At 43.1% G+C, this 21,713-nt stretch carries 12 protein-coding genes; 10 read left to right on the plus strand and 2 right to left on the minus strand.

Going from position 1 to position 21,713, the window contains the following annotated elements:
- Positions 1–293 precede the first annotated feature (293 nt).
- The 8 genes from hflX to R8P61_29930 all read left to right on the plus strand — a co-directional run bounded on the left by hflX (position 294) and on the right by R8P61_29930 (position 16,044).
- On the plus strand, positions 294–1,478 hold the full coding sequence (gene hflX, locus R8P61_29895; GenBank protein MDW3651328.1) for a GTPase HflX: 1,185 nt from the start codon (positions 294–296) through the stop codon (positions 1,476–1,478).
- A 93-nt stretch (positions 1,479–1,571) separates the two neighbouring features.
- Positions 1,572–2,090 (plus strand): DUF2480 family protein, encoded by a 519-nt coding sequence (locus R8P61_29900; protein ID MDW3651329.1) that lies wholly within the window; start codon positions 1,572–1,574, stop codon positions 2,088–2,090.
- 62 nt (positions 2,091–2,152) lie between these two features.
- Positions 2,153–3,160 carry an SPFH domain-containing protein gene (locus tag R8P61_29905; protein ID MDW3651330.1) on the plus strand — a complete coding sequence of 336 codons (1,008 nt, stop codon included), beginning with the start codon at positions 2,153–2,155 and terminating at the stop codon, positions 3,158–3,160.
- Between the two features lie 227 nt (positions 3,161–3,387).
- Positions 3,388–6,558, plus strand: a complete 3,171-nt coding sequence (locus R8P61_29910; protein ID MDW3651331.1) for a T9SS type A sorting domain-containing protein — start codon at positions 3,388–3,390, stop codon at positions 6,556–6,558.
- A 106-nt stretch (positions 6,559–6,664) separates the two neighbouring features.
- Positions 6,665–9,805: a T9SS type A sorting domain-containing protein gene (locus tag R8P61_29915; GenBank protein ID MDW3651332.1), complete on the plus strand. Its 3,141-nt coding sequence runs from the start codon at positions 6,665–6,667 to the stop codon at positions 9,803–9,805.
- A 226-nt stretch (positions 9,806–10,031) separates the two neighbouring features.
- On the plus strand, positions 10,032–13,187 hold the full coding sequence (locus R8P61_29920) for a T9SS type A sorting domain-containing protein (protein MDW3651333.1): 3,156 nt from the start codon (positions 10,032–10,034) through the stop codon (positions 13,185–13,187).
- Between the two features lie 115 nt (positions 13,188–13,302).
- Positions 13,303–15,162, plus strand: a complete 1,860-nt coding sequence (locus R8P61_29925) for a serine hydrolase domain-containing protein (GenBank protein ID MDW3651334.1) — start codon at positions 13,303–13,305, stop codon at positions 15,160–15,162.
- Positions 15,163–15,432: 270 nt separating this feature from the next.
- Complete coding sequence (locus tag R8P61_29930) at positions 15,433–16,044, plus strand: diheme cytochrome c-553 (protein MDW3651335.1); 612 nt, start codon at positions 15,433–15,435, stop codon at positions 16,042–16,044.
- Between the two features lie 42 nt (positions 16,045–16,086).
- On the opposite strand, the gene R8P61_29935 is transcribed toward R8P61_29930, so the two are convergent.
- Positions 16,087–17,664: a neutral/alkaline non-lysosomal ceramidase N-terminal domain-containing protein gene (locus tag R8P61_29935; GenBank protein ID MDW3651336.1), complete on the minus strand. Its 1,578-nt coding sequence runs from the start codon at positions 17,662–17,664 to the stop codon at positions 16,087–16,089.
- A gap of 186 nt (positions 17,665–17,850) precedes the next feature.
- Between R8P61_29935 and R8P61_29940 the strand changes: the two genes are divergently transcribed.
- The gene (locus R8P61_29940; GenBank protein MDW3651337.1) at positions 17,851–18,390 is read left to right on the plus strand and encodes a heme NO-binding domain-containing protein; all 540 of its coding nucleotides are present in this window, start codon (positions 17,851–17,853) and stop codon (positions 18,388–18,390) included.
- Between the two features lie 3 nt (positions 18,391–18,393).
- Positions 18,394–19,752: an ATP-binding protein gene (locus tag R8P61_29945; protein ID MDW3651338.1), complete on the plus strand. Its 1,359-nt coding sequence runs from the start codon at positions 18,394–18,396 to the stop codon at positions 19,750–19,752.
- Positions 19,753–19,755: 3 nt separating this feature from the next.
- Here the strand turns inward: R8P61_29945 and R8P61_29950 are convergent, their stop codons facing one another.
- Positions 19,756–21,645 (minus strand): ABC-F family ATP-binding cassette domain-containing protein, encoded by a 1,890-nt coding sequence (locus tag R8P61_29950; GenBank protein MDW3651339.1) that lies wholly within the window; start codon positions 21,643–21,645, stop codon positions 19,756–19,758.
- Positions 21,646–21,713: the final 68 nt, after the last annotated feature.

The raw sequence follows: 21,713 nt of genomic DNA on the forward strand, positions 1-21,713 counted from the left end.
TGAACATTTGAGTCATTGCGGGCCTGTATTACAGGCGAAGCAATCTCTTTGACTCTCAATTGTTTTTAGCGAAGGAGATTTCTTCGCCCGAATTTCTCGCTCGCAATGAGAACTTTGCTGTGCGCTCACATCTAAATCTTAGTTACACAAATCTTCGGAATCGTAACCAATAATTGGAGGGGAAATTTCCAGCTTTGACCAAAGCCTCAAGAAATACCCTTTCTGGCTTCTTTTTTGTAACTTGCGCATGCTACATCCGTAGGCAAAAAGGCACAAGCATGTAGCCAATTTATATGATAGAAAAACAAAAGATAGGCACGCAGGTCGGCGTAGAAAAGGCGATTCTTGTAGGGGTATGTACAAGAGAAATGACATTTGAGCAGTCGAGAGACTATTTGGATGAACTGGCTTTCCTTGCCATGACTGCAGGAGCAAAGGCTGTGAGGAGCTTCATTCAGAAACTGGATAAGCCTATCAATTCTACCTATGTAGGCACAGGTAAACTGGACGAAATAAAAGAGGCCATCGAAGAAAATGAGGCCGATATGGTCATTTTTGACGATGACCTGAGTCCTTCTCAAATGAGGAACCTCGATAAGCATCTGGGAATAAAAGTCCTGGATCGCTCCTCTCTTATCCTTCATATTTTCTCCGAAAGAGCGCAAACCTCCCAAGCCCGGGTACAGGTAGATTTGGCCCAATACCAATATCTTCTCCCCAGACTGACAGGGATGTGGACTCACCTTTCCCGTCAAAAAGGGGGTATCGGTTTGAAAGGTGCGGGTGAAAAAGAGATCGAGACAGACCGTCGAATCATTCGCCAGAAAATCTCCCAACTAAAAACGCAGCTAAAAAAGATCGACCGGCAGGATGCCATACGTCGCAAAAACCGTTCGGAATTCGTACGTGTAGCATTGGTAGGATATACCAACGTAGGTAAGTCCACCCTGATGAATATCCTGGCGAAAGCACAGGTGAAAGCTGAGGATAAACTCTTCGCAACTTTGGATACAACTGTGAGAAAAGTCTCTATCAATGGGATTCCTTTTCTCCTTTCCGATACCGTTGGTTTTATCCGTAAACTGCCTCATCACCTGGTAGAATCTTTCAAAAGTACCCTGGCTGAGTCTCAGGAATCTGATATCCTGATCCATGTAGTTGACGCCTCCCATCATCAATTTGAATCTCATATTGAAAATGTGAAGCAGACCCTTCGCGATCTGGACTTTAACAAAAAGACCGTGCTCACGGTTTTTAATAAGATCGACCTCCTTTCCGAAGAAGAGCGCAAAGCCCTTCAATCCAGCTTCTATGCACAGGAAAATGCTCCCGTGTTATTTGTTTCAGCTGGCGCCAAGATGAATATCGATCAACTGAGAGAGACCCTGACCGACTTGCTCGTTGAGAAATACAATGAAAAGTCGCACAATGGACAGCATTATCTGCTGCAGAATTATCAGTATTACAGGATGGAGTAGGAGGTGCTGGCGTGCGTGGGTGTTAGCCTGTTAGAGTTAATGCCCCACTTAAACGCAAACACCCTAAAACCCTAACACCTTAAAACGTTCACTATGTCCGAGATCGTAAATAGAATAGCCAATAGCCCCATCATTACCTTCAAGTTGGAGAATTATCACGCAGAAGGTGAGCGGGTTTTAGTTGATATCAAGGATCAGCTTTTTCATGGGATGATTCTGAGAGAAAAAGACTTTCGAGCCTGGGTTCGTGAGCATGACTGGTCTCAATATCAGGACAAGCATGTGGCGATTGGTTGCTCTGCAGAAGATGTAATCATACAGGTTTGGGCATGGATGCTCCTGGAAGTAAAACTCCAACCTTTCGCCAAAAGCGTAGTCTTTGGTACGTTGGAGGATCTGGAAGTCTATTTGTATATGCAGGAGCTGGATAAAATAGATTTCAGTGAATACCAGGACAAGCCAGTAGTGATCAAAGGTTGTAGCGATGTCAAGGTGCCGGATGCCATTTATGTGGAGGCTACCAGACGCATGCAGCCCTATGTAAAAAAGCTGAGTTATGGAGAGCCTTGTTCGACCGTTCCCGTCTACAAAAGACCAATAGAAAAGAAATAATATTCATAAGAAAAACCTTATATTTAGATTCACACGATAACATTTCATTAGAAAGCAAAAACATGGGACTATTTGATTTTATCAAAGGGCAATTTATAGACATCATTGAGTGGGTAGACTTCTCACGTGATACCATTATGTGGAAGTTCCCTGATCAGGATAAAGAAGTGAAAATGGGGGCTCAACTGACTGTTAGAGATTCCCAGGCAGCAGTTCTGATCAATGAGGGAAAGATGGCAGATGTTTTTGAAGCAGGTCGTCACGAACTGACTACCCGCAACATGCCAATCATGACAACCATCAACTCCTGGAAATATGGATTTGATTCACCTTTTAAAGTAGATGTCTACTTTTTCAACACGCGTCAATTCACGGACAACAAATGGGGAACTCCCAGTCCGGTAACTATACCTGATAGCAAATTTGGTCAGGTGGAATTTAGAGCCTTTGGTTCCTACAATTTCCGCATAAACAACTTTGAAAACTTCTTTAAAGAAATAGCAGGCACAACGCCTAAAGTTAGCCTGGACTCCGTAGAAGGAATGCTGAGAGGTAAACTCGTAGATCGCTTTACGGAGATTGTTGCTGAAATGGCTGAGAACGATTTCTCTTTCGTTCAAATGCAGGCCAATAAGACCGAGTTTGTACAAGCTCTTTTGCCTCGCATTAGCGATTTCTTCGATCAGTTTGGAATTGAAATTACAGACTTCTCTATTCAGAGCATTACCCTCCCACCAGAATTGCAGGAATTCCTCAGAAAGGATACCCAAATGAATATGGTAGGAGATCTGGATCGTTTTATGAAATTTCAGGCTGCAACTTCCATGGAAAAATCTGCCGAGAATCCGGGCGGAAGCTCTGGGATGGATATGGGAGCAGGATTGGCAATGGGACAAATGATGATGAATCAAATGAACCAAAGCAATAACAGTGGGGGAGGAGACTCTTCAGCTCAAAGCAGCGATGAGATCATGTCTCTCCTGGAAAAGCTCGGGAAACTCAAAGAGTCAGGCATTCTGACAGATGAAGAGTTCAACGCCAAGAAAAAAGAATTACTCGACCGCCTCTAGGTCTCAAGATATTTTCAGATTTTTGGAGAAGCGTAGCGCGAAAGTGCTGCGCTTTTTTTCATGGGTAGCAAGACCGGAAAAGCCTTTAGCTATTTTTCCATCTATAAAATGCGAATTGAGACCTTTGTAGCTGAAGATAGAAGAGATAAATATTTTATATTGATAACTAGAATCGAGTCTCCTGGATGATATGCCGATTTATATCATCTACCTAAAGCTTGCAAACCATGAAAAAAATCTTGAGCCTTCTCTCCATCCTTTTTTTTTGGTATTCAAGCTATGCCCAGAACCTTGGCCTGGCCTGGGGATACACCCTGGACAATCAATTGGAATCATTAGGTCAGTCGGTCCTTGTGGATCCACTTGGCAACTCATATATAGAAGGAGTTTATAACGGAAGCCTGGACCTGGACCCGGGACCCGGGATTCAAATGACAAGCAACGATACTGCAAATTATTCTTTGTTTATAAAAAAGATGGATGCTTCAGGGAATTTTCTTTGGGGTCATAGTTTTGGAACAGGAATCAATCCGATTTTAGCGGGAGTTGTATCAGGGAAAAATATGGCAATTGATGGGTATGGGAATGTGTTTTATACAGGGATATTTACGGGCACTATAGATTTTGACCCAGGGCCCAATGCCTTCAATATGACAGCCAATAGCCCGGATGGCTTTGATCATTTTATTCTGAAATTAGATCCGAATGGTAATTTTCTTTGGGCCAGGTCAATGGAGCGAAATTCCCATGAACAGATTGCGAAAATTAGTGTTGATGGGAGGGGAAATGTTTACCTGGGAGGTCAATTTTGGGGAAATGTGGATTTTGATCCGGGGCCCGCTACTTTTTTTATGAATGCCAGATCTAGTGGAAGCTTCTTTATGCTCAAACTGGACCATAAAGGAGACTTCTTGTGGGCAAAATCCATAGGGAATAGCCGCAGAAATAAATTGGGAGCAATAGAGGTAGATAAGCAAGGCAATCTGTATATGTGTGCGGGTTTTAATGGAACCCTGGATGTAGATCCAGGTACGGGTGTTTTTGAGCTTATGTCTCATAACAACTCTCAGAACATTGATGTTTTTGTGTTAAAACTGGATACTTCCGGGGATTTTCTCTGGGGATCTATTGTAAGAAAGGGGGGAGGTACCTGGAATAATATTTTTAATCTCGTGATTGATCCTGACGAGAATGTGATTGTTGGAAGTTCTTATTATGGAGCGGCAGATTTTGATCCCGGGCCAGGCCAGTTTTCGATGGCTACCAGCGGAAATGGCACAGGTTTTACTGTGAAACTAAATAAGCGGGGAGAATTTATCTGGGCAAAACAATTGGAAAGATTTCCGAATAGTAATTCCTCTGATTATGCTACTATAGATATTATTCATTCGGATCCTTTAGGCCATATTTACCTGATTGGGACTATGCTTGGAGAAATGGATGTTGATCCGGGACCAGCTGTATATCGGCTGGGCGCTACACATGTCAGAGGCGGTTTCCTCATAAAATTAAGTCCTTCAGGTGATTTTATATATGCCATTAATCGCCAACCTGTACCTGGATTCGATATATCTGATATGGGCATGGATCCCCTGAATAACCTGTATTTCACAGGACGTTTATTTGAACGTATGGATATTGATCCTGGCCCGGATTCGCTTTTCCTGGGTCCAGATAGTTTAAATGGCGCTTTTTACCTGCTAAAATGGACGCAAGATTCCTGCTCGGATATGCTTGCGATTATTGACAGTTTAGAAGCATTAAGTTGCAATAATGGACAGGGCTATGCCTCAGGGCATGCGTTAGGAGGAAAGGCTCCCTTTTCTTATGAATGGAATAGCAGCCCTCCCAGTACAGATAGTTTCGCAAGCTTCAATATAGGAGGAAGCTATGAGTTTAGTGTGACAGATAGTAGAGGCTGCAATAGCACTTCCCAGGTGCTGCTAAATGGACCGACTAGCCAAAACGGTCAGGATTTGGTCGTCAATATTACTTCTACTCCCTTCCGAACAGGTTTTCCTGCTACGATTTGGCTAGACGCCTTCAATGATGGATGCCAGCCCGTAACTGGAGAAGTGGTACTTGTACTCGATCCATTCTTAAGCTATAATTCTTCTTCGCCTCCTCCGGATACAATCATCGGAGATAGCCTGATCTGGTATGTCAGTAATATGAACTTTGACAGCCCTCATTTTATGGCTGCCGTAGATGTGACAGTTAGTCTGAATGCTGGCATTGGAGAAAGGATATGTCTGGATGCAGATATCAGTCCCAAAACCAATGATACCAACACAAAAAACAATAGCCGTGATTATTGCCGGGACGTAATCAATGCCTTTGATCCTAATGATAAGTTGGCTTCTCCACAGGGATTGTGTGAGGAAGGCTACATAGAGGCAAATGAACGTCTGACCTATACGGTACGTTTTCAGAATACCGGAAATGCTAATGCGATCAATATTTTCATCCTCGATACCCTGGATCAGGATTTCGATATCAATAGCCTCAAAGTTGTAGGCCAAAGTCATAAACCTATGATCACTGAGATCCTTTCAGATCGGGTGCTGAAATTTCGCTTTGACAATATTTATCTGCCGGATAGCACTACGGATGAAAAGAATAGCCATGGCTATGTGATGTTTGAAGTAGCTCCATTGGCTGGGCTTCCTGTGGGAACAGAACTCACCAATGCTGCCGGGATATACTTTGACTTTAACGAGCCGGTGATTACCAATACGGTACTCAATACTATCACCGATGTTCTTCCTTCTTTGGACACCTCTTATGTAAGTGCAAGCAGTTGTAACAGCTATACCCTCAATGGGAGGACCTATATGCAATCCGGAAGTTTCGTTCAGCAACTATCCGGAATGGGGCCCTGTGATAGTGTTGTCATACTGAACCTTAGTCTCCAGCCGCTGGATACGAGTGTGACTTTGATTAGCAAAACTTTGACAGCTAATGAAGGAGGTGCACATGGCCTCAATGTGAGTTACCAATGGGTGGATTGTGATAACAATAATTCGCCTATCAACGGAGCTACCCAACAAAGCTTTACCCCTCAAAGAAATGGAAATTATGCCGTAATTATTAGCCGGGATAACTGTTCCGAGTTATCTGCCTGCACCAATGTCTCCGTACTAAGTATTGACTCGGACTTTCAGGCTCAGTTGAAGTATTATCCAAACCCCACCCAGGCCAGGGTGATATTTGAATTAGGAGGATTTTATCAAGAAGTAAGCCTGAGTATCCAAAACGCTACGGGACAAAGAGTAGGAGGAGAAAGACATTTTGGGATAAGTACCTTAGGATTGGATCTCGCTCATCCTGCGGGTATTTATTTTGTACAGTTAGTGGCAGATGGGAAACAAGCAATAATAAAATTGATAATTAATTGAGTCCTGCGCTTTTTCTATTTAGCCCGATGGAATACAAATTTCGCTTGAGCTAATAAGGTAAAGGAATCTTATATTAAGGCAAATCCCTGTTTTTGATTCCCCAGGCATGAAACGCTATACCATTCTTCTCAAACTGTTTTTTATCATCTGTTATGCCTTTCCGCAGTCCCCACAATTGGGATGGTCCCGAGCTTTTGGAGGTTCGGAGGTTGATTTCGCTCGGGCCGTTGAAGTTGATACCTCCGGAAATATTTATATGGCAGGCTTTTTTGAGGGAAGTGTAGACTTTGATCCTTCTGCAGGCGCAAATATTCTCAGTGCAGCGCCGGGAGAACGAGATATTTTTATTCAAAAACTCACGCCTTCCGGAGATTTACTGTGGGTAAAGCAAATTTCTGCAGGAAGTCGGATTGATACTGTCATAGATAAAATCATTCAAGTTGATCTTGCGGGCAATGTTTACCTAAGTGCTTCTTTCAGAGGAATGGTAGATTTCGATCCAGGCCCCGGAAATTTTATCCTCAATAGCACCACAGCTTTTGACTATGATTTTTTCTTGCTAAAACTGGATAGCTCCGGGAATTTCCTCTGGGCTACACAAACGGGAGCTCAGCAGAATGAAATTTTCTCCACGATTGCCCTGGATGACTCCTCCAACATCATCCGGATGGGATATTTTTATGGTACCCTAGATTTTGATCCTGGGCCGGGGGATTTTTCCATTACGGCTTCAAGCGGAGGAGATATCTTTTTTCAGAAATTGGATAGTGCGGCTAATTTCCTTTGGGCTAAAAGTCTGGGAAATTCAGAACAGAATTATATAGGTGCTCTTCGAACAGATGCAAGAGGGAATATTATTGCTTCGGGGAGTTTCAAAAACAGTATGGACTTCGATCCTGGAGTGGGAACTTTTATGTTGAATGCCCTCAACCTGAGCTATGATATTTTTACCCTAAAACTGAGTCCGGAAGGGAATCTTCTCTGGGTCAGTCAAATTCAAAGCGAAAATTCGGAATTTCACAGCAATCTTGAAGTAAATGCGCAAGGGGAAATCTATTGTACGGCGAGCTTTAGTGGATCGCTCGACCTTGATCCTGGCCCTGCGGTGTATGGGCTGACTTCCTCAAATAACGGATTGAATTTCGATGGCTTTCTGCAAAAAATCGATAGCCTGGGGAATTTCATCTGGGGAAAGCAGTTCTCCGGTACATCCGGCAACTTCAGTTCCTTCTATCCTCAATTTATACGATTTGATGCAGATGAATATATCTACCTGAATGGCTATGTCTGGGGAGAGGTTGATTTCGATCCTGGCCCGGGGATGAGTATAGCGGGAGGCCCCAATGATAAAGCAAATTTCCTCTTGAAATTAACCGATAATGCTGATCTCATTTGGAGCAGGACCTTTGGAAAAGATATTCCTGAACTGGTCAAGGATTTAGTAATTGATAAAGAAGAGGCCATCTATTTGGCGGGAAGATTAGGCGCTGCCTGGGATATCGATCCCGGCCCTGGAATTGCCTACTTGAGAAGCCCGAATCAAAATTCGGATATCTTCCTACTAAAATGGGAGCAAGACAGTTGCTCAGGCTTTCGCCTTGCCATAGATAGTGTCAATAATATTCAGTGCGGAATTTCGGGTTTGATAGCTAGTCATGGAGAAGGAGGCTTAGCCCCTTACACCTATATATGGAATCCCAACCCTCTGGGACAGGATTCAATCCTGCGAAGTTTTGATCCGGGCATTTATGCGCTCATGATTTCGGATTCCTTAAACTGCTCCACGGGAACGAATGTATACCTTCCTGGTCCGGAATATCAAAATCAGCGGGACATGGGAGTAAATTTGATACTCCCTCCCTTACGAGCAGGAAGGAGGCAGACCGCATTTCTGGAGGCCCGAAATAATGGATGTGTATCTGATAGCCTGAGCCTGAAATTTGTGATGAGCGACCCGAGAATCAGTATCCATTCAGTTTCTCCTCCAGCCCAATTTATACAAGGTGATACCCTGATCTGGACGAAGAATGACTTTGACTATGATGAGGGGCTTTTGAGAATTGCCCTGAATCTGGATGTTTCTGTCCCGCTAAGCAATTTATCAAATGCTTGTTTTTGGGCGAAAGCTGAGGCCTTTAGCGGCGATGTCGATCCCTCCAATAATGAACAAATGATTTGTAAGCCGATCCTTAATTCTTATGATCCCAATGACATACAGGTGTATCCAGCAGGTCATTGTGAGCAAGGTTATATTCTCAATGATCAATTACTGAGCTATAAGATTCGATTTCAAAATACAGGCAATGCCGATGCTCTGGATATTTTTATTTTGGATAGCCTGGATACAGATTTGGATTTGGAAAGTTTTCGCTTACTTGGCCAAAGTCATGATCCTTTGATTGTGGAACTACTTCCGGATCGGGTATTGAAATTCAGCTTTGACAATATACATCTCCCTGATAGTAGCAGTGATGAGCCCAATAGTCATGGCTATATCCTTTATGAAATCGCTCCCGAAGACAGCCTATTAGCAGGAACAGAAATCTTCAATCGTGCAGGGATATATTTTGATTTCAATGAGGTTGTCCTTACCAATACCGTTCGAAATACAATTATAGATCAGCTTCCCAGATTGGATACCGCTTATTTAGAGGTGAATAGCTGTGATAGTTTTAGATTAAATGAAATCAGCTATGAGCACTCGGGCTTATTTTACCAATACCTCAGCGGCATGGATAATTGTGATAGCGTCCTGGTATTAGACCTGCAAATTGAGCAGATAGAAAACGGGATAGAACAGATTGGAGGAAGCCTTCAAGCCATAGAAGAGGGAGCCAGCTATCAATGGCTGGATTGTGATCAGGGAAATCTCCCTATCGCAAATGCGACAAATCGAAGTTTCAGTCCTTCTCAGAACGGAAACTATGCTGTTCAAATAATAAAGGGAGCATGTTCGGAGATTTCGGACTGCATCAATATGACCCGCCTTGCTATTGATAAGGATTTTCAGGAACAGCTCAAGTTATACCCCAATCCGACCCGAGACGAGCTTAGACTGGAATTTCTTAGCATACAAAAAGAGCTGGAAATCAGGATTTATAATTATGCAGGTTTGTTGCTGCAAAAGGAAATTTTTGAAGAAATCGAAAGTACCCGAATTAGCTTGCCCCGGGCAGCTGGCATATATATAATTGAATTAATAGGAGAAAATCAAAGAAGTCTGCACAAGATCTGGAAGCAAAAGTAGAGCCTTGCAGACCCAAAATCTTTTCTCCCTTTTATAGGTATTTTTTTTATCCGTGTGTAGATTAAATAAGTACATTAACTTAAGCTAAATCGATCGCGCTCATTTCTTCCCTCAGTTCTCCTCTCCTTTCTGATCCTCATCCTTTTACTGAAAGAAGAACCAGGCCCCAACCTTTGATGGGTTGATATACGTCATCTATTATAACCACACTTCAAATTTTTTAACCATGAACAAATTCCTACACTTCCTCGTCCTCTTTTTTTTATGCAGCCTCAGCTATGGTCAATATGTCGGCCTGGATTGGGGATATGCCCTGGATAATCAACAATACACGACTGGAACAGCTATTCAGGCCGACCAGGCAGGCAATACTTTTATCGCTGGGCTTTATGAAGGAAACCTCGACCTGGATCCCGGACCGGGAACCCATATAGTCAATTCCGGATCAGGATTTACTTCCTTATTTATCAAAAAAGTGGATGCCTCAGGAAATTTTCTCTGGGGGCATAATTTTGATCTCGGACTTTTTACAGATTCTTTAGCAGGGAAGAGTATCGGAATAAATGGAAACGGAGATCTCTACCTTACCGGCCTTTTTAGTGGTACAGTGGATTTTGATCCAGGCCCGAATACTTTCAACCTTACGGCAAATAATACCAATTGGGGCGACTTTTTTGTTCTAAAGCTGGATGGGAATGGCAATTTTTTATGGGCAAAGAACTTCGGAGGAACAGATTATAGCGAGCGGGCAAGCCTAAACGTTGATGCTTCAGACAATGTGATTCTGGCAGGCTATTTCTACGGAACTATAGATTTCGATCCGGGGGCAGGTTCTAGCGTCTTGAATGCGGGCAATAATGGCAAATTTTTTATTCAAAAGTTGGATAGTAATGGGGATTTTCAATGGGTAAAAGAAATTGGGAATGGGAGTTATAATAGTTTGGGAGGATTTCAAATGGATTCCCAAGACAATCTTTTCTTATCTGGAAGGTTTAGTGGAACTCTTGATTTGGATCCTGGTGCGGGGACTTCTAATGTAGTTAGTCTGGGAAATGGAGCGGATGTCTTTGTTCTAAAACTTGATAACGCAGGAGATTTTGTTTGGGGAGTAAATGCTGTGTCGGGAGGAAGCCCCTGGGGAACCAATACCCTGGACGTAGATCAGGCGGGCGTTGTCTATCTTGCAGGAGATTTTCAGGGAAGCCCGGATTTTGATCCGGGAACAGGCGTTTTTACTATGACTTCCTCTAGCAATGGTAGCCGCAATGACGGTTATCTGCTAAAGCTAGACAATCAGGGAGCTTTTGTCTGGGCGAAACAATTTAGCGGAGTATCTATTCCTGGTAACAATAGCTATGTCAATCCGCAAATCATCCGGCTAGACCAATCCGGCCAAGCCTATATGTTTGGGTATTATCAGGGGACGATCGATTTTGATCCCGGACCGGGAAGTACAAATCTCACTCCTCCAAACCGGTCAAGCTTTTTTATTGTTAAATTGAATCAGAGCGGAGACCTTAACTGGGCCTTAAGCCTTGATTCTGATGCTTACAACCTTATTCGTGATGTAAGCATTGATACCCAGGATAATATTTATGTAAGTGGAGGCTTTTTCCAAAGCCTGGACATTGATCCGGGGCAGGGGAGCTTTACCCTGAATAACAGTGGAAATACTTCTATGTTTGCCTTCAAATGGACCCAGGATTCCTGTTCCAATCTTGCTGCAATTATTGATAGTGTGGCGGATGTAACTTGTGGAGGAACAGGCTTTGCATCAGGCTATGCTTCGGGGGGAACAGCTCCCTATATGTATTCCTGGAATAATACTCCTGCGAGTACAGATACCTTTGCAAATTTCACTACTGCAGGGACCTATGAGTTTACCGTTACTGATGCGAGCGGATGTAGCAGAACTTCCAATATTTTGGTAAATGGACCTACCAGCCAAAATGGGCTGGATTTGGTCGTCAATATTACTTCTACTCCCTTCCGAACAGGTTTTCCTGCCACGATTTGGATAGACGCATTCAATGATGGATGTCAGCCCGTAACGGGAGAAGTGGTACTTGTACTCGATCCATTCTTAAGCTATAATTCTTCTTCGCCTCCTCCGGATACAATCATCGGAGATAGCCTGATCTGGTATGTCAGTAATATGAATTTTGACAGTCCGCATTTTATGGCTGCCGTAGATGTGACAGTTAGTCTGAATGCTGGCATTGGAGATCGGATTTGTCTGGACGCAGATATCAGTCCCAAAACCAATGATACCAACACAAAAAACAATACCCGTGATTATTGCCGGGACGTAATCAATGCTTACGACCCTAATGATAAGCTAGCTTCTCCACAAGGATTGTGTGAGGAAGGATATATAGAGGCAAATGAACTCCTGACCTATACGGTACGCTTTCAAAATACGGGAAATGCAGATGCGATCAATATTTTCATCCTCGATACCCTGGATCAGGATTTCGATATCAATAGCCTCAAAGTTGTAGGCCAAAGTCATAAGCCCATGATCACGGAGATTCTTGCAGATCGGGTGTTGAAATTTCGCTTTGACAATATCCATCTGCCGGATAGCACCACAGATGAAAAGAATAGCCATGGCTATGTGATGTTTGAAGTAGCACCATTGGCTGGACTTCCTGTGGGGACAGAACTTACCAATACTGCCGGGATATACTTTGACTTTAACGAGCCAGTGATTACCAATACCGTATTCAATACTATCACGGATGTTCTTCCTACTTTGGACACTTCTTATGTAAGTGCGAGCAGTTGCAACAGCTATACCCTCAATGGGAGGACTTATACGCAATCCGGAAGTTTCGTTCAGCAGCTATCCGGTACTGGTGCCTGCGATAGTGTAGTCATATTGAATCTTAGTCTCCAGCCGCTGGATACGAGTGTGACCTTGATTGGCAAAACCTTGACAGCTAATGAGGGAGGTGCACATGGCCTCAATGTGAGTTACCAATGGGTGGATTGTGATAACAATAATTCGCCTATTAGCGGAGCTACCCAACAAAGCTTTACCCCTGAAGTTGATGGAAACTATGCTGTCATCATTAGTCGGGATAATTGCTCTGAAATTTCTGCCTGTACCAATGTATCTATAGTCGGAATTGATCCGGATTTTCAATCACAAGTGAAGTACTATCCCAATCCTTCGCAGGGAAGGGTAGAGGTGGAATTGGGAAGCCTGTACCAGGAAATCAATATGAATGTACTCAATGCTTTGGGACAAAAGCTGATGAGTGAGACATATAGGGCTGAAAGTACGCTGACCCTTGATCTACCACAACCTAAAGGAATTTATTTTGTGCAAATTGAAGCGGATGGGAAGCAGGCGGTGATAAAAATCATAAGAAATTAAGAAAAAAAGATAGATCATAAGGGCAGCTTTTGGGCTGCCCTTTTTTTTTACGTTTAACCAATTTAAAGAGAAGGCGTAAATTAGAGGAGATAATTACTACACACTACACTTAGCGATGAAACGCCTACTACTATTAGTTACCCTATCATTCTTTTCTTTTTTCTCCTTTAGCCAAAGCCCTATAGACAGTGCTGCTCTGGATGCCTTCATGGATGGTCAGATCCAAACCCTGATGCAGGAATTGGACATCAATGGAGTGACAGTTTCTGTTGTAAAAGGGCAGGAACTTTTCTGGAGCAAGGGCTACGGATGGGCAGATGAAAAAGCAGGAATAAAAGTTGACCCTGCCGAAAGCCTGTTTCGTATGGGATCTATTTCTAAAATGTTTGTCTGGACGGCTGTCATGCAGCTCTATGAAGAAGGAAAACTAAATTTGGATGCCGATATCCGAAGCTATATCGAGGATTTTGAAATAGATGATAGCTATGAGGAAGTGATCACGATGAAGCATCTGATGAGCCATTCGGCAGGATTTGAGGACTACTACATTCAGTTATTTTCTTCTGATAGCCTTCCTCCAAATTCTCTGGGTGAAGAACTCAAAAAGCATAATCCGGGCAGGATAAGGCCGCCGGGGGTCCATTCTTCCTATTCAAATCATGGGACGGGAATGGCCGCTTATATTGTGGAAAGGATTTCAGGATTGAAATGGGAAGATTATGTACAGGAGCGGATATTTGATCCGCTTGGGATGACGAAAAGTACCTTTGCCTATAATCTCCCCCCAAAATTTAAGCAAGCACATTCGCAGGGATATACCCATAGCGAGGGGAAATATAGCAGCCATTCTTTCAAAGGAGTTCCCCTTGCACCTGTAGGGATTGCTTCGACGACAGCAGAAGATATGGTGCCCTTTATGGTCGCTCACATGAATCATGGGAAGTATGAAGAGGTAGCGCTACTCGATTCTACCACTTCCGGACTTATGCAAACTCCATTGCATGTTCATGCAGAAGGATTGAGAGGCATATGCTATGGCTTTTTCGATCATAGCAGAAATGGCTATAAGATTGTAGGACATGGAGGAGCTACCGAATACTTCTTCAGCTATATGTTGCTCATGCCAGATGAAGATGTAGGGATTTTCATTTCGACCAATACCCAGGGAGGAGTTGATTTGATCCGGAAAGCTACAGATGCATTTTTTGATCGCTTTTACCCTAATACTACTGAGCTGAATGAAATAGAATTGTCTGAAGAAGAACTCAAGGCATTTAGTGGTTCTTATCTCAGCAACCGCAGGCCTCACAATCGCTTTACCAAAATCATAGGTTTGCTCAATACACCTACAGAAGTTTCGGTTCGAAATGGAAAGCTCTGGACAGATGGTTCGGATCCCCAGAGCTGGATACCGATCGGCCCAACTTTATTCCAGAATAGCCAAAGCACGGCAAGACTGGCATTCGAGAAAGATGATTTGGGAGAATATGCATACATGTATATGGATGCTTCGCCTCATGTCGCTATGGAAAGGGTCAGTGGGATTGAATCCCGCTCGCTCAACATTTTCATATTGATCATGAGTTTGGGGCTGGGAATTTTTGCCCTTATCCTTTGGCTCATCAACTTCTTTCTCAAGCGATCTTATGGCCTGAGTTCAGAACGGCAATTGCCCATTGCTTCCAAATTTATTACGATGGTGAATGTCTTGCTCTTGCTAGGATTCGCCTTTGCATTCGGACTGACTTTGGATTCCATTTTTGAAGAAGGCGTAAAAGACAGCCACTATCTCACCTTTGTGATTTCTGCGATTTTTGGACTCTTTACCCTATTTCAATTTGTCCTTGCTTTAGGGCATTTCCGGAAAGATGTGAAAATTCGTTCGAGTATTTTCTACCTCATCCTTTCTCTGGGGATGCTGGGCTTGCTCTTTATGATGAATTATTGGAATCTCATCGGCTTCCAATTGACCTAAAAGGAAAATTTAAAAGATTATTTAAAAATAATTTGCCTCATTTCAGGATGAGGCATTTTTTTTTGCTTGAAATATTCAGGATAAGAAAGATTTCGTTAGAGTAACAATATCAGACCTATCTCTACTCGCCTATTCTGATTATTGCAGAGGAACCTCTGTGATTTTTCCCATTCAGAATGACCCAACCTATAGCTTACTGTGCAGACCTATGGATGTTGTGAATAAAACACAGTTTTCTTTTCACTAGATATACAATTAATCACTGCACTTATGAGAAAGTTGGAACTGATTGCGGCCCTTCTTTACCTATGCCTGGTATATCTCTTTACGTCTTGTGGACAGGTTTCTCCTGACCATAATTCACCCTACAGCACAGAGCCTGAAGTTTCTGATATAGAAGCTTCTATTGAGAGAGGTCGATACCTTATCACCCTTATGGATTGTAATTCATGCCATACGCCCAAAATAATGACTGAGCAAGGTCCGGTTCCTGATCCTGCTCGCATGCTTTCAGGGCATCCGGGCGATCAACCTTTTATAGGATTTGAGAAAGAGGATGCGCCAAAGGGAAATTGGCTTTTATTCAATTCGGATTTGACAACTGCCATAGGTCCTTGGGGAGTTTCTTTCTCTGCCAACCTAACGCCTGATCCCAGCGGATTGGGGAATTGGACTTATGAACAGTTTAAAATGGCTATCACAGCGGGAAAACACAAAGGGATGGAGAATGGCAGGAGTTTATTGCCGCCCATGCCCTGGCAGTCTTATGCAGAGCTCAAGGAAGAAGATATTAGAGCGATCTTCGATTATTTACGGATCATAAAACCCATCGAAAATATCGTTCCACCTCCGATTCCCCCTGCGGATCTGACAATGAATTGAACATATGAGGCTGAAGTGAGGCTGGGTCTTCGGACTCAGCCTTTATTTTTCTACTCCCAGTATCTTTTTCATCTCCCGGTATAAAATAGGCCCGGTTTCCGGCCCGAGAGAATTGACTTCTCCGTAGGGAGGATCTTCGTATCCATAGATATGTGGAGGCTCTTCATCCCATTCACTTTTGGGTATCGCATAGCCAATCATATCATTTGAGAGACCCATGACAAATTTGAACTCAGATTTCATATAACTCCTGACTGAGGGAGTTTCTATAGCGTCAATGAGGAAATCTCTTCCCTCCGGTGCTTCGACACCTCCATTAACAATTTCGGGATATATTTCTGCGGGATGATGAAGAAATTCGGCCGGGCCCAGTCGCCAGTAAGCGAGTTCAGAGCGCATGGTCCAGAAGCTAGTGAGTCCTCTGTCGAGGACACCGAGGCTCAGCGCCAGTTTATATAAGGGATTGCTCAGCGGAAGCTCGATACTATTTGCCTTTACATAAAGAGCTGCTTCTTCAAGCCCTTCTTTCTCCCGACTTCCTGCTACCGCTTTCAGAACCAGTTCGGCAATAGCTATCCCCTGTGCCTCCGTTTTTTCATATCCGGGAGCTTTGAGGCTATCAGCAGTATGAGGATGAGGTATACTAAAGGTCGGATGGGTAGTCATCAATCCTCCTATAGATCCATTTGCGAAAATGGCTATTCCTCCCAGGCCTTCCATGACCAGAGAATCCTGATAATAAGTTCCTTTCTCCACCCCTTCCCGAATGTAGTGTGGAAAATCTGAGCTGATTAAAAGGTTTTTGTTCCAAAGAGTCTCCGGATGATTGGCCCAACTGATGAGCGTGCCAAGGGTCGTATCCTGTACTGCATCACTGACATGCATCACTCGTATTCCGGGATCGAGTACCAAAGGCTTGCGAGTGTCGGTTACATAAGGAATGGCTCCCTCCAGATCCTGAGAGAATTGAATGCGGGCAGCTTGCCTGTTTTCATAAGCCCTGATGATAGAATTTACCGTTTGCTCAATTACAAATTGTCGATACACCGGATCTACGCCGGATTTAGTATAGCTCTCTCCCCAAAGTCCAATCAGGTCAGGTCCTTCATGCGTATGTGTACTGGAAACAATGATGTAGTCTATCTTTAAAGAATCCTGGACTCGTTTTCTTACTTCAATGATATCATCATTGCCATAACCTATCATGTCCAGAACCGCCCATGCAAGGACAAAATCTCCATCATCAATGACCATAGCCCTGCTCCATAAAGGATCATGAATGCCCTGGGCCGGTCGCTGATTCTGAAATCCTGCCATCCATACTGGATCAAATTTCCCATTTCCATTTTTGTCTTCATAGCTGTCCCCATCTTCCGGATTGTAACTGGCATCCTCGTTTTTGTCTTCCCAACTATCGGAGACAAGTGGACTAATCTCAAGGGCAGAAAAGCCAACCCTAAGTGGTTGAGGCTTTTGACTTTGATGTTGAATATCTATGCTATAGCCCGTATGTCGATCTTTGGTTTGCTGTTTAACCCAAAGAAAAGTCGTCAGGAGGAGACTTAGGAGAATCAGTACTGAGTAGATCAGCACCTTTTTCCATGTAGCAGTTTTTTTCATAGCGAGAATATAGGGATAAGTTTTCTTTTCGCTTAGAATATAGGGCTTATTCTATGTAGGGGGCAATTTTCTTGAACTATTTCCATTTGATTACATCTAGAGGCAGATGCAATGTGAAACTATTTTTTGAAGTGGAATATCCATATTTCTGCCTTAGTTTGGGGTGTATAAACAAAACATACAGCTATGAAAGGAATCGTTTTTACAGAATTTTTGGAAATGGTAGAAGACAAGTTTGGTTTTGAAATCGCTGATAGCATTGTCAGTGAATCCAAACTGGAGTCAGGGGGAGTATATACGGCTGTGGGAACTTATCATCACCGTGAAATGGTACAATTGGTAAGCAAGCTGAGTCAGAAGTCTAAAGTGCAAATCCCTGAATTGCTCAAAACCTTTGGAAGGCACCTATTTGGTCAGTTTGTAAAGGGCTACGGGCGTTTCTTTACCAAGACGCAAAATTCCTTCGAATTTTTATCGGGAATCGAAAACTACATACATGTAGAAGTTCGCAAGCTATATCCTGATGCTGAACTCCCCAAATTTGAAGTAGGGCTGATAGGAAGAGATCATATGGAATTGATCTACAAATCAGAGCGTGGGATGGCAGATTTTGCAGAAGGATTGATCGAGGGTTGCATCGCGCACTTTGGAGAAGATATTAGCATTAGAAGAGAAAATATAAATAGAAGCCAGGAAGTTAAATTTTTGCTGGATAGAAAAATGTAGTATATGGAATCTCCGGAAATACTCAAGAATATAATACGTAGGGAAAGATTGGCCCGAAAATCGGCTGAGCAGATCATAGAGCAAAAAGCCCTTGAGATTTTTTTGGCCAATGAAGAACTCAAGGCACTCAATCAGTCTCTGGAGGAAAAGGTCATGGTCCGAACCCAGGAAATTGAAGCTTCATATCAAGCCCTGCAAATGGCCAAGATTCAGGCAGAGCTGGCAACCAAAGCAAAGTCCGAATTTCTCTCAAATATGAGTCATGAGATTCGTACTCCTTTGAACGCTATTTTGGGCTTTACGGACCTGATTATTCAGCAAAATGAGGATGATACCACCGGAGAATTTGCCAGCACGATTAAATACGCTGCGGAAAACCTGATGAAGGTGATCAATGAAATTCTTGATTTTTCGAAAATTGAAGCCGGGAAGGTGACCTTCGAACAGATTGATTTTGATTTCAATAAATTGATCGATGGCTTGAAAAAGATTTTCGCTACGAGAGCAGAGGAGAAGTCCCTGGATTTTTCTATTGAAGTAGATCCCTCTGTTCCCAATGTCTTGGTAGCAGATGGGACTAAGCTGAATCAAATTTTGATAAACCTGATTGGAAATGGCTTTAAGTTTACCGAGAAGGGGCATATCAAGGTTAAAGTAAGTTCAGAGCAAAACCTGGGCTTACCTCTGATGCTTCGTTTTGAGGTAGAAGACACCGGTATAGGGATTCCCAAGTCCAAGCAATTGGAGATTTTTTCAAATTTTACTCAGGCAAATAGTTCCACTACCCGGGTATATGGAGGTACCGGTCTGGGATTGAGCATTACCAAGAAGTTTATCGAACTGCAGGGGGGTAAAATATGGTTGGAAAGCGAAGAAAATAAAGGCTCTACCTTCTTCTTTGAGATTCCGGTAAAGGTGGGGAAACAGGATAAGCTGGTTGGGAAGAAGTCTATTCAGTTTGACAACAACTTATTTAAGGACATAAAAATTCTTGTAGTCGAGGATGTTGCGGTCAATAGAAAACTTATGCATCAGATCTTTCGGAGGAAAAATATCGAGGTTGATTTTGCAGTTGATGGAAAGGATGCGGTCAAATCACTTGCTGAGAAAGCATTTGACCTGGTTTTTATGGACTTGCATATGCCGATCATGGATGGAAAGCAAGCGACGCAAATCATCCGAAATCCGGTTTCTCCTGTACTCAATCACGACATTCCTATCATTGCTTTGACAGCAGATGCTTTTGAGGATACAAAGACGGAAGTTCTGGAGGTCGGGATGGATGGCTTTTTGACCAAGCCGATTGATGTGGAGAAGCTTTATATGACTCTTTATGATCTTTTCGTCCTGAATCAGGATTGATTATCAGGCAGATTCGATGATCTCCATCAGCTCCAGCCAGCGATCTGATTTTGTATCAAGATCTGCATTGAGCTTTTCCAGTTCCTGGGAGAGTTCCGCCAATTTCTCAAAATCGCTACCGCCCGCATTCATCAATTGTGTGATCTCTGCTTTGCGAGATTCCATTTGATCGATATCTCCTTCCAGCTGTTCAAATTCCCTTTTTTCATTAAAGGAAAGCTTACGTTTGTTGTTATTCTTGGGCTTTTCCGAACTATTCTTTTCAACTTTTATCGTCGCCTCTTCTTTTTCCGCATCCTGGATAGCTTTCCATTCCCGATATTGAGAATAGCTACCAGGATAATCTTTAATCTGCCCTTCTCCCTGAAATACAAAAACATGGTCCACCAGTCTATCCATAAAGAATCGATCATGGGTAACGACTAGTAGGCAGCCTTCAAAATTTTCCAGAAATTCTTCCAATCGCCTCAAGGTGATCAAATCAAGATCATTGGTGGGCTCATCCAGGATGAGGAAATTTGGATTGGTCATCAGGATACGCAGCAAGTGAAGCCGCCTCCTTTCTCCTCCGCTCAGGGTCTCAACAAAATTTGAGTGCATGGAGCGGGGAAAGAGAAAATGCTCCAGTAAAGTAGCCGCAGAAACGGTCTGACTTTTACTCAATTCTACCTGCTCTGCAGCTTCAGTAACTACCTCGATGACACGCTGATTATCCTTAAAAGCAAATCCGCTTTGCTTGTAATATCCATAAACAATGGTATCGCCCAATCTGATTTTGCCCGAGTCTGCCGCTTCTTCTCCCGTGATCATACGGAGGAAGGTGGTTTTTCCGACTCCATTGGGACCAATGATGCCTATTCTATCTCTTCGGGCAAAGGTATAGGTGAAATTGTCCAGGATATTGAGCTCTCCGTAATTCTTGCGCAGATTTTTGATCTCCAATACTTTTCCGCCGATTCGTCTTCCCTTTACTTGCAGCTTTACATCCTGATTGGGAGCTCGATATTTGGTTTTTTCTCCCAAATCAAGGGCAGCACTTATGCGAGATTTTGATTTGGAAGTTCTGGCCTTTGGAGAACGGCTGAGCCACTCAAGTTCTGTTTTGAAGAGACTTTTCGCCTTCTCAGTCTCAGATAATTTCAGAGAATCTCGTTCTGCTTTCTTTTCCAGGAAGTAGGCATAATCCCCTTTATAAGAATACAATTGTCCCTGATCCAGCTCAACAATCTCATTGGTGATGCTATCGAGGAAATAACGGTCGTGAGTCACCAGAAATAGACTTTGCTTACTGGTCGAGAGAAATTGCTCCAGCCATTCGATACTTTCGAGGTCAAGGTGGTTGGTGGGCTCATCCATGATCATGAGGTGAGGGTCTCCCATTAGGGCCTGAGCCAGAGCTACTCGCTTTCTTTGTCCACCTGAAAGTTCGGATATGTAGGTATCGAGGAAATTTACTTCCAGTTTCCCCAGAATCTGCTTGATCTTTACTTCATAATCCCAGGCATTGAGGGCATCGATTTCTGCCATGACTTTACTCAAGGCTTCTTGTTGCGCTTCATCCTGAATATCTGCATTGAGCAACTTCTCATATTGCTCAATGAGTTTTAGTTCCGGTAAGTCAGCGGAAAAAACACATTCAGCTACAGTAAGGTGTTCGGGTAGATCTGGTTCCTGGGGTAAAAAGGCTACTCGTATCCCTTTCCTCACACTCACCTTACCTGAATCTGGCGCTTCCAGTCCCGCAACAATTTTCAGGAGCGTTGATTTACCACTTCCATTGACTCCAATCAGGGCGATTTTCTGGCCCTGGGCAATCCCAAAACTCAAATCCTCAAATAAGAATTTATCCCCAAAGGATTTCGAAACTTGCTCTATGGAAAGGTAATTGATCATAGGTAGGTAATTCAGGCGCTAAGTTAGGGAAAGATTGGGAGTGTTAAGGCGTTAGCGTGTTTGGGTGT

It is taken from the genome of Bacteroidia bacterium (genome assembly GCA_033391075.1).
Lineage (GTDB): Bacteria > Bacteroidota > Bacteroidia > J057 > J057 > JAWPMV01.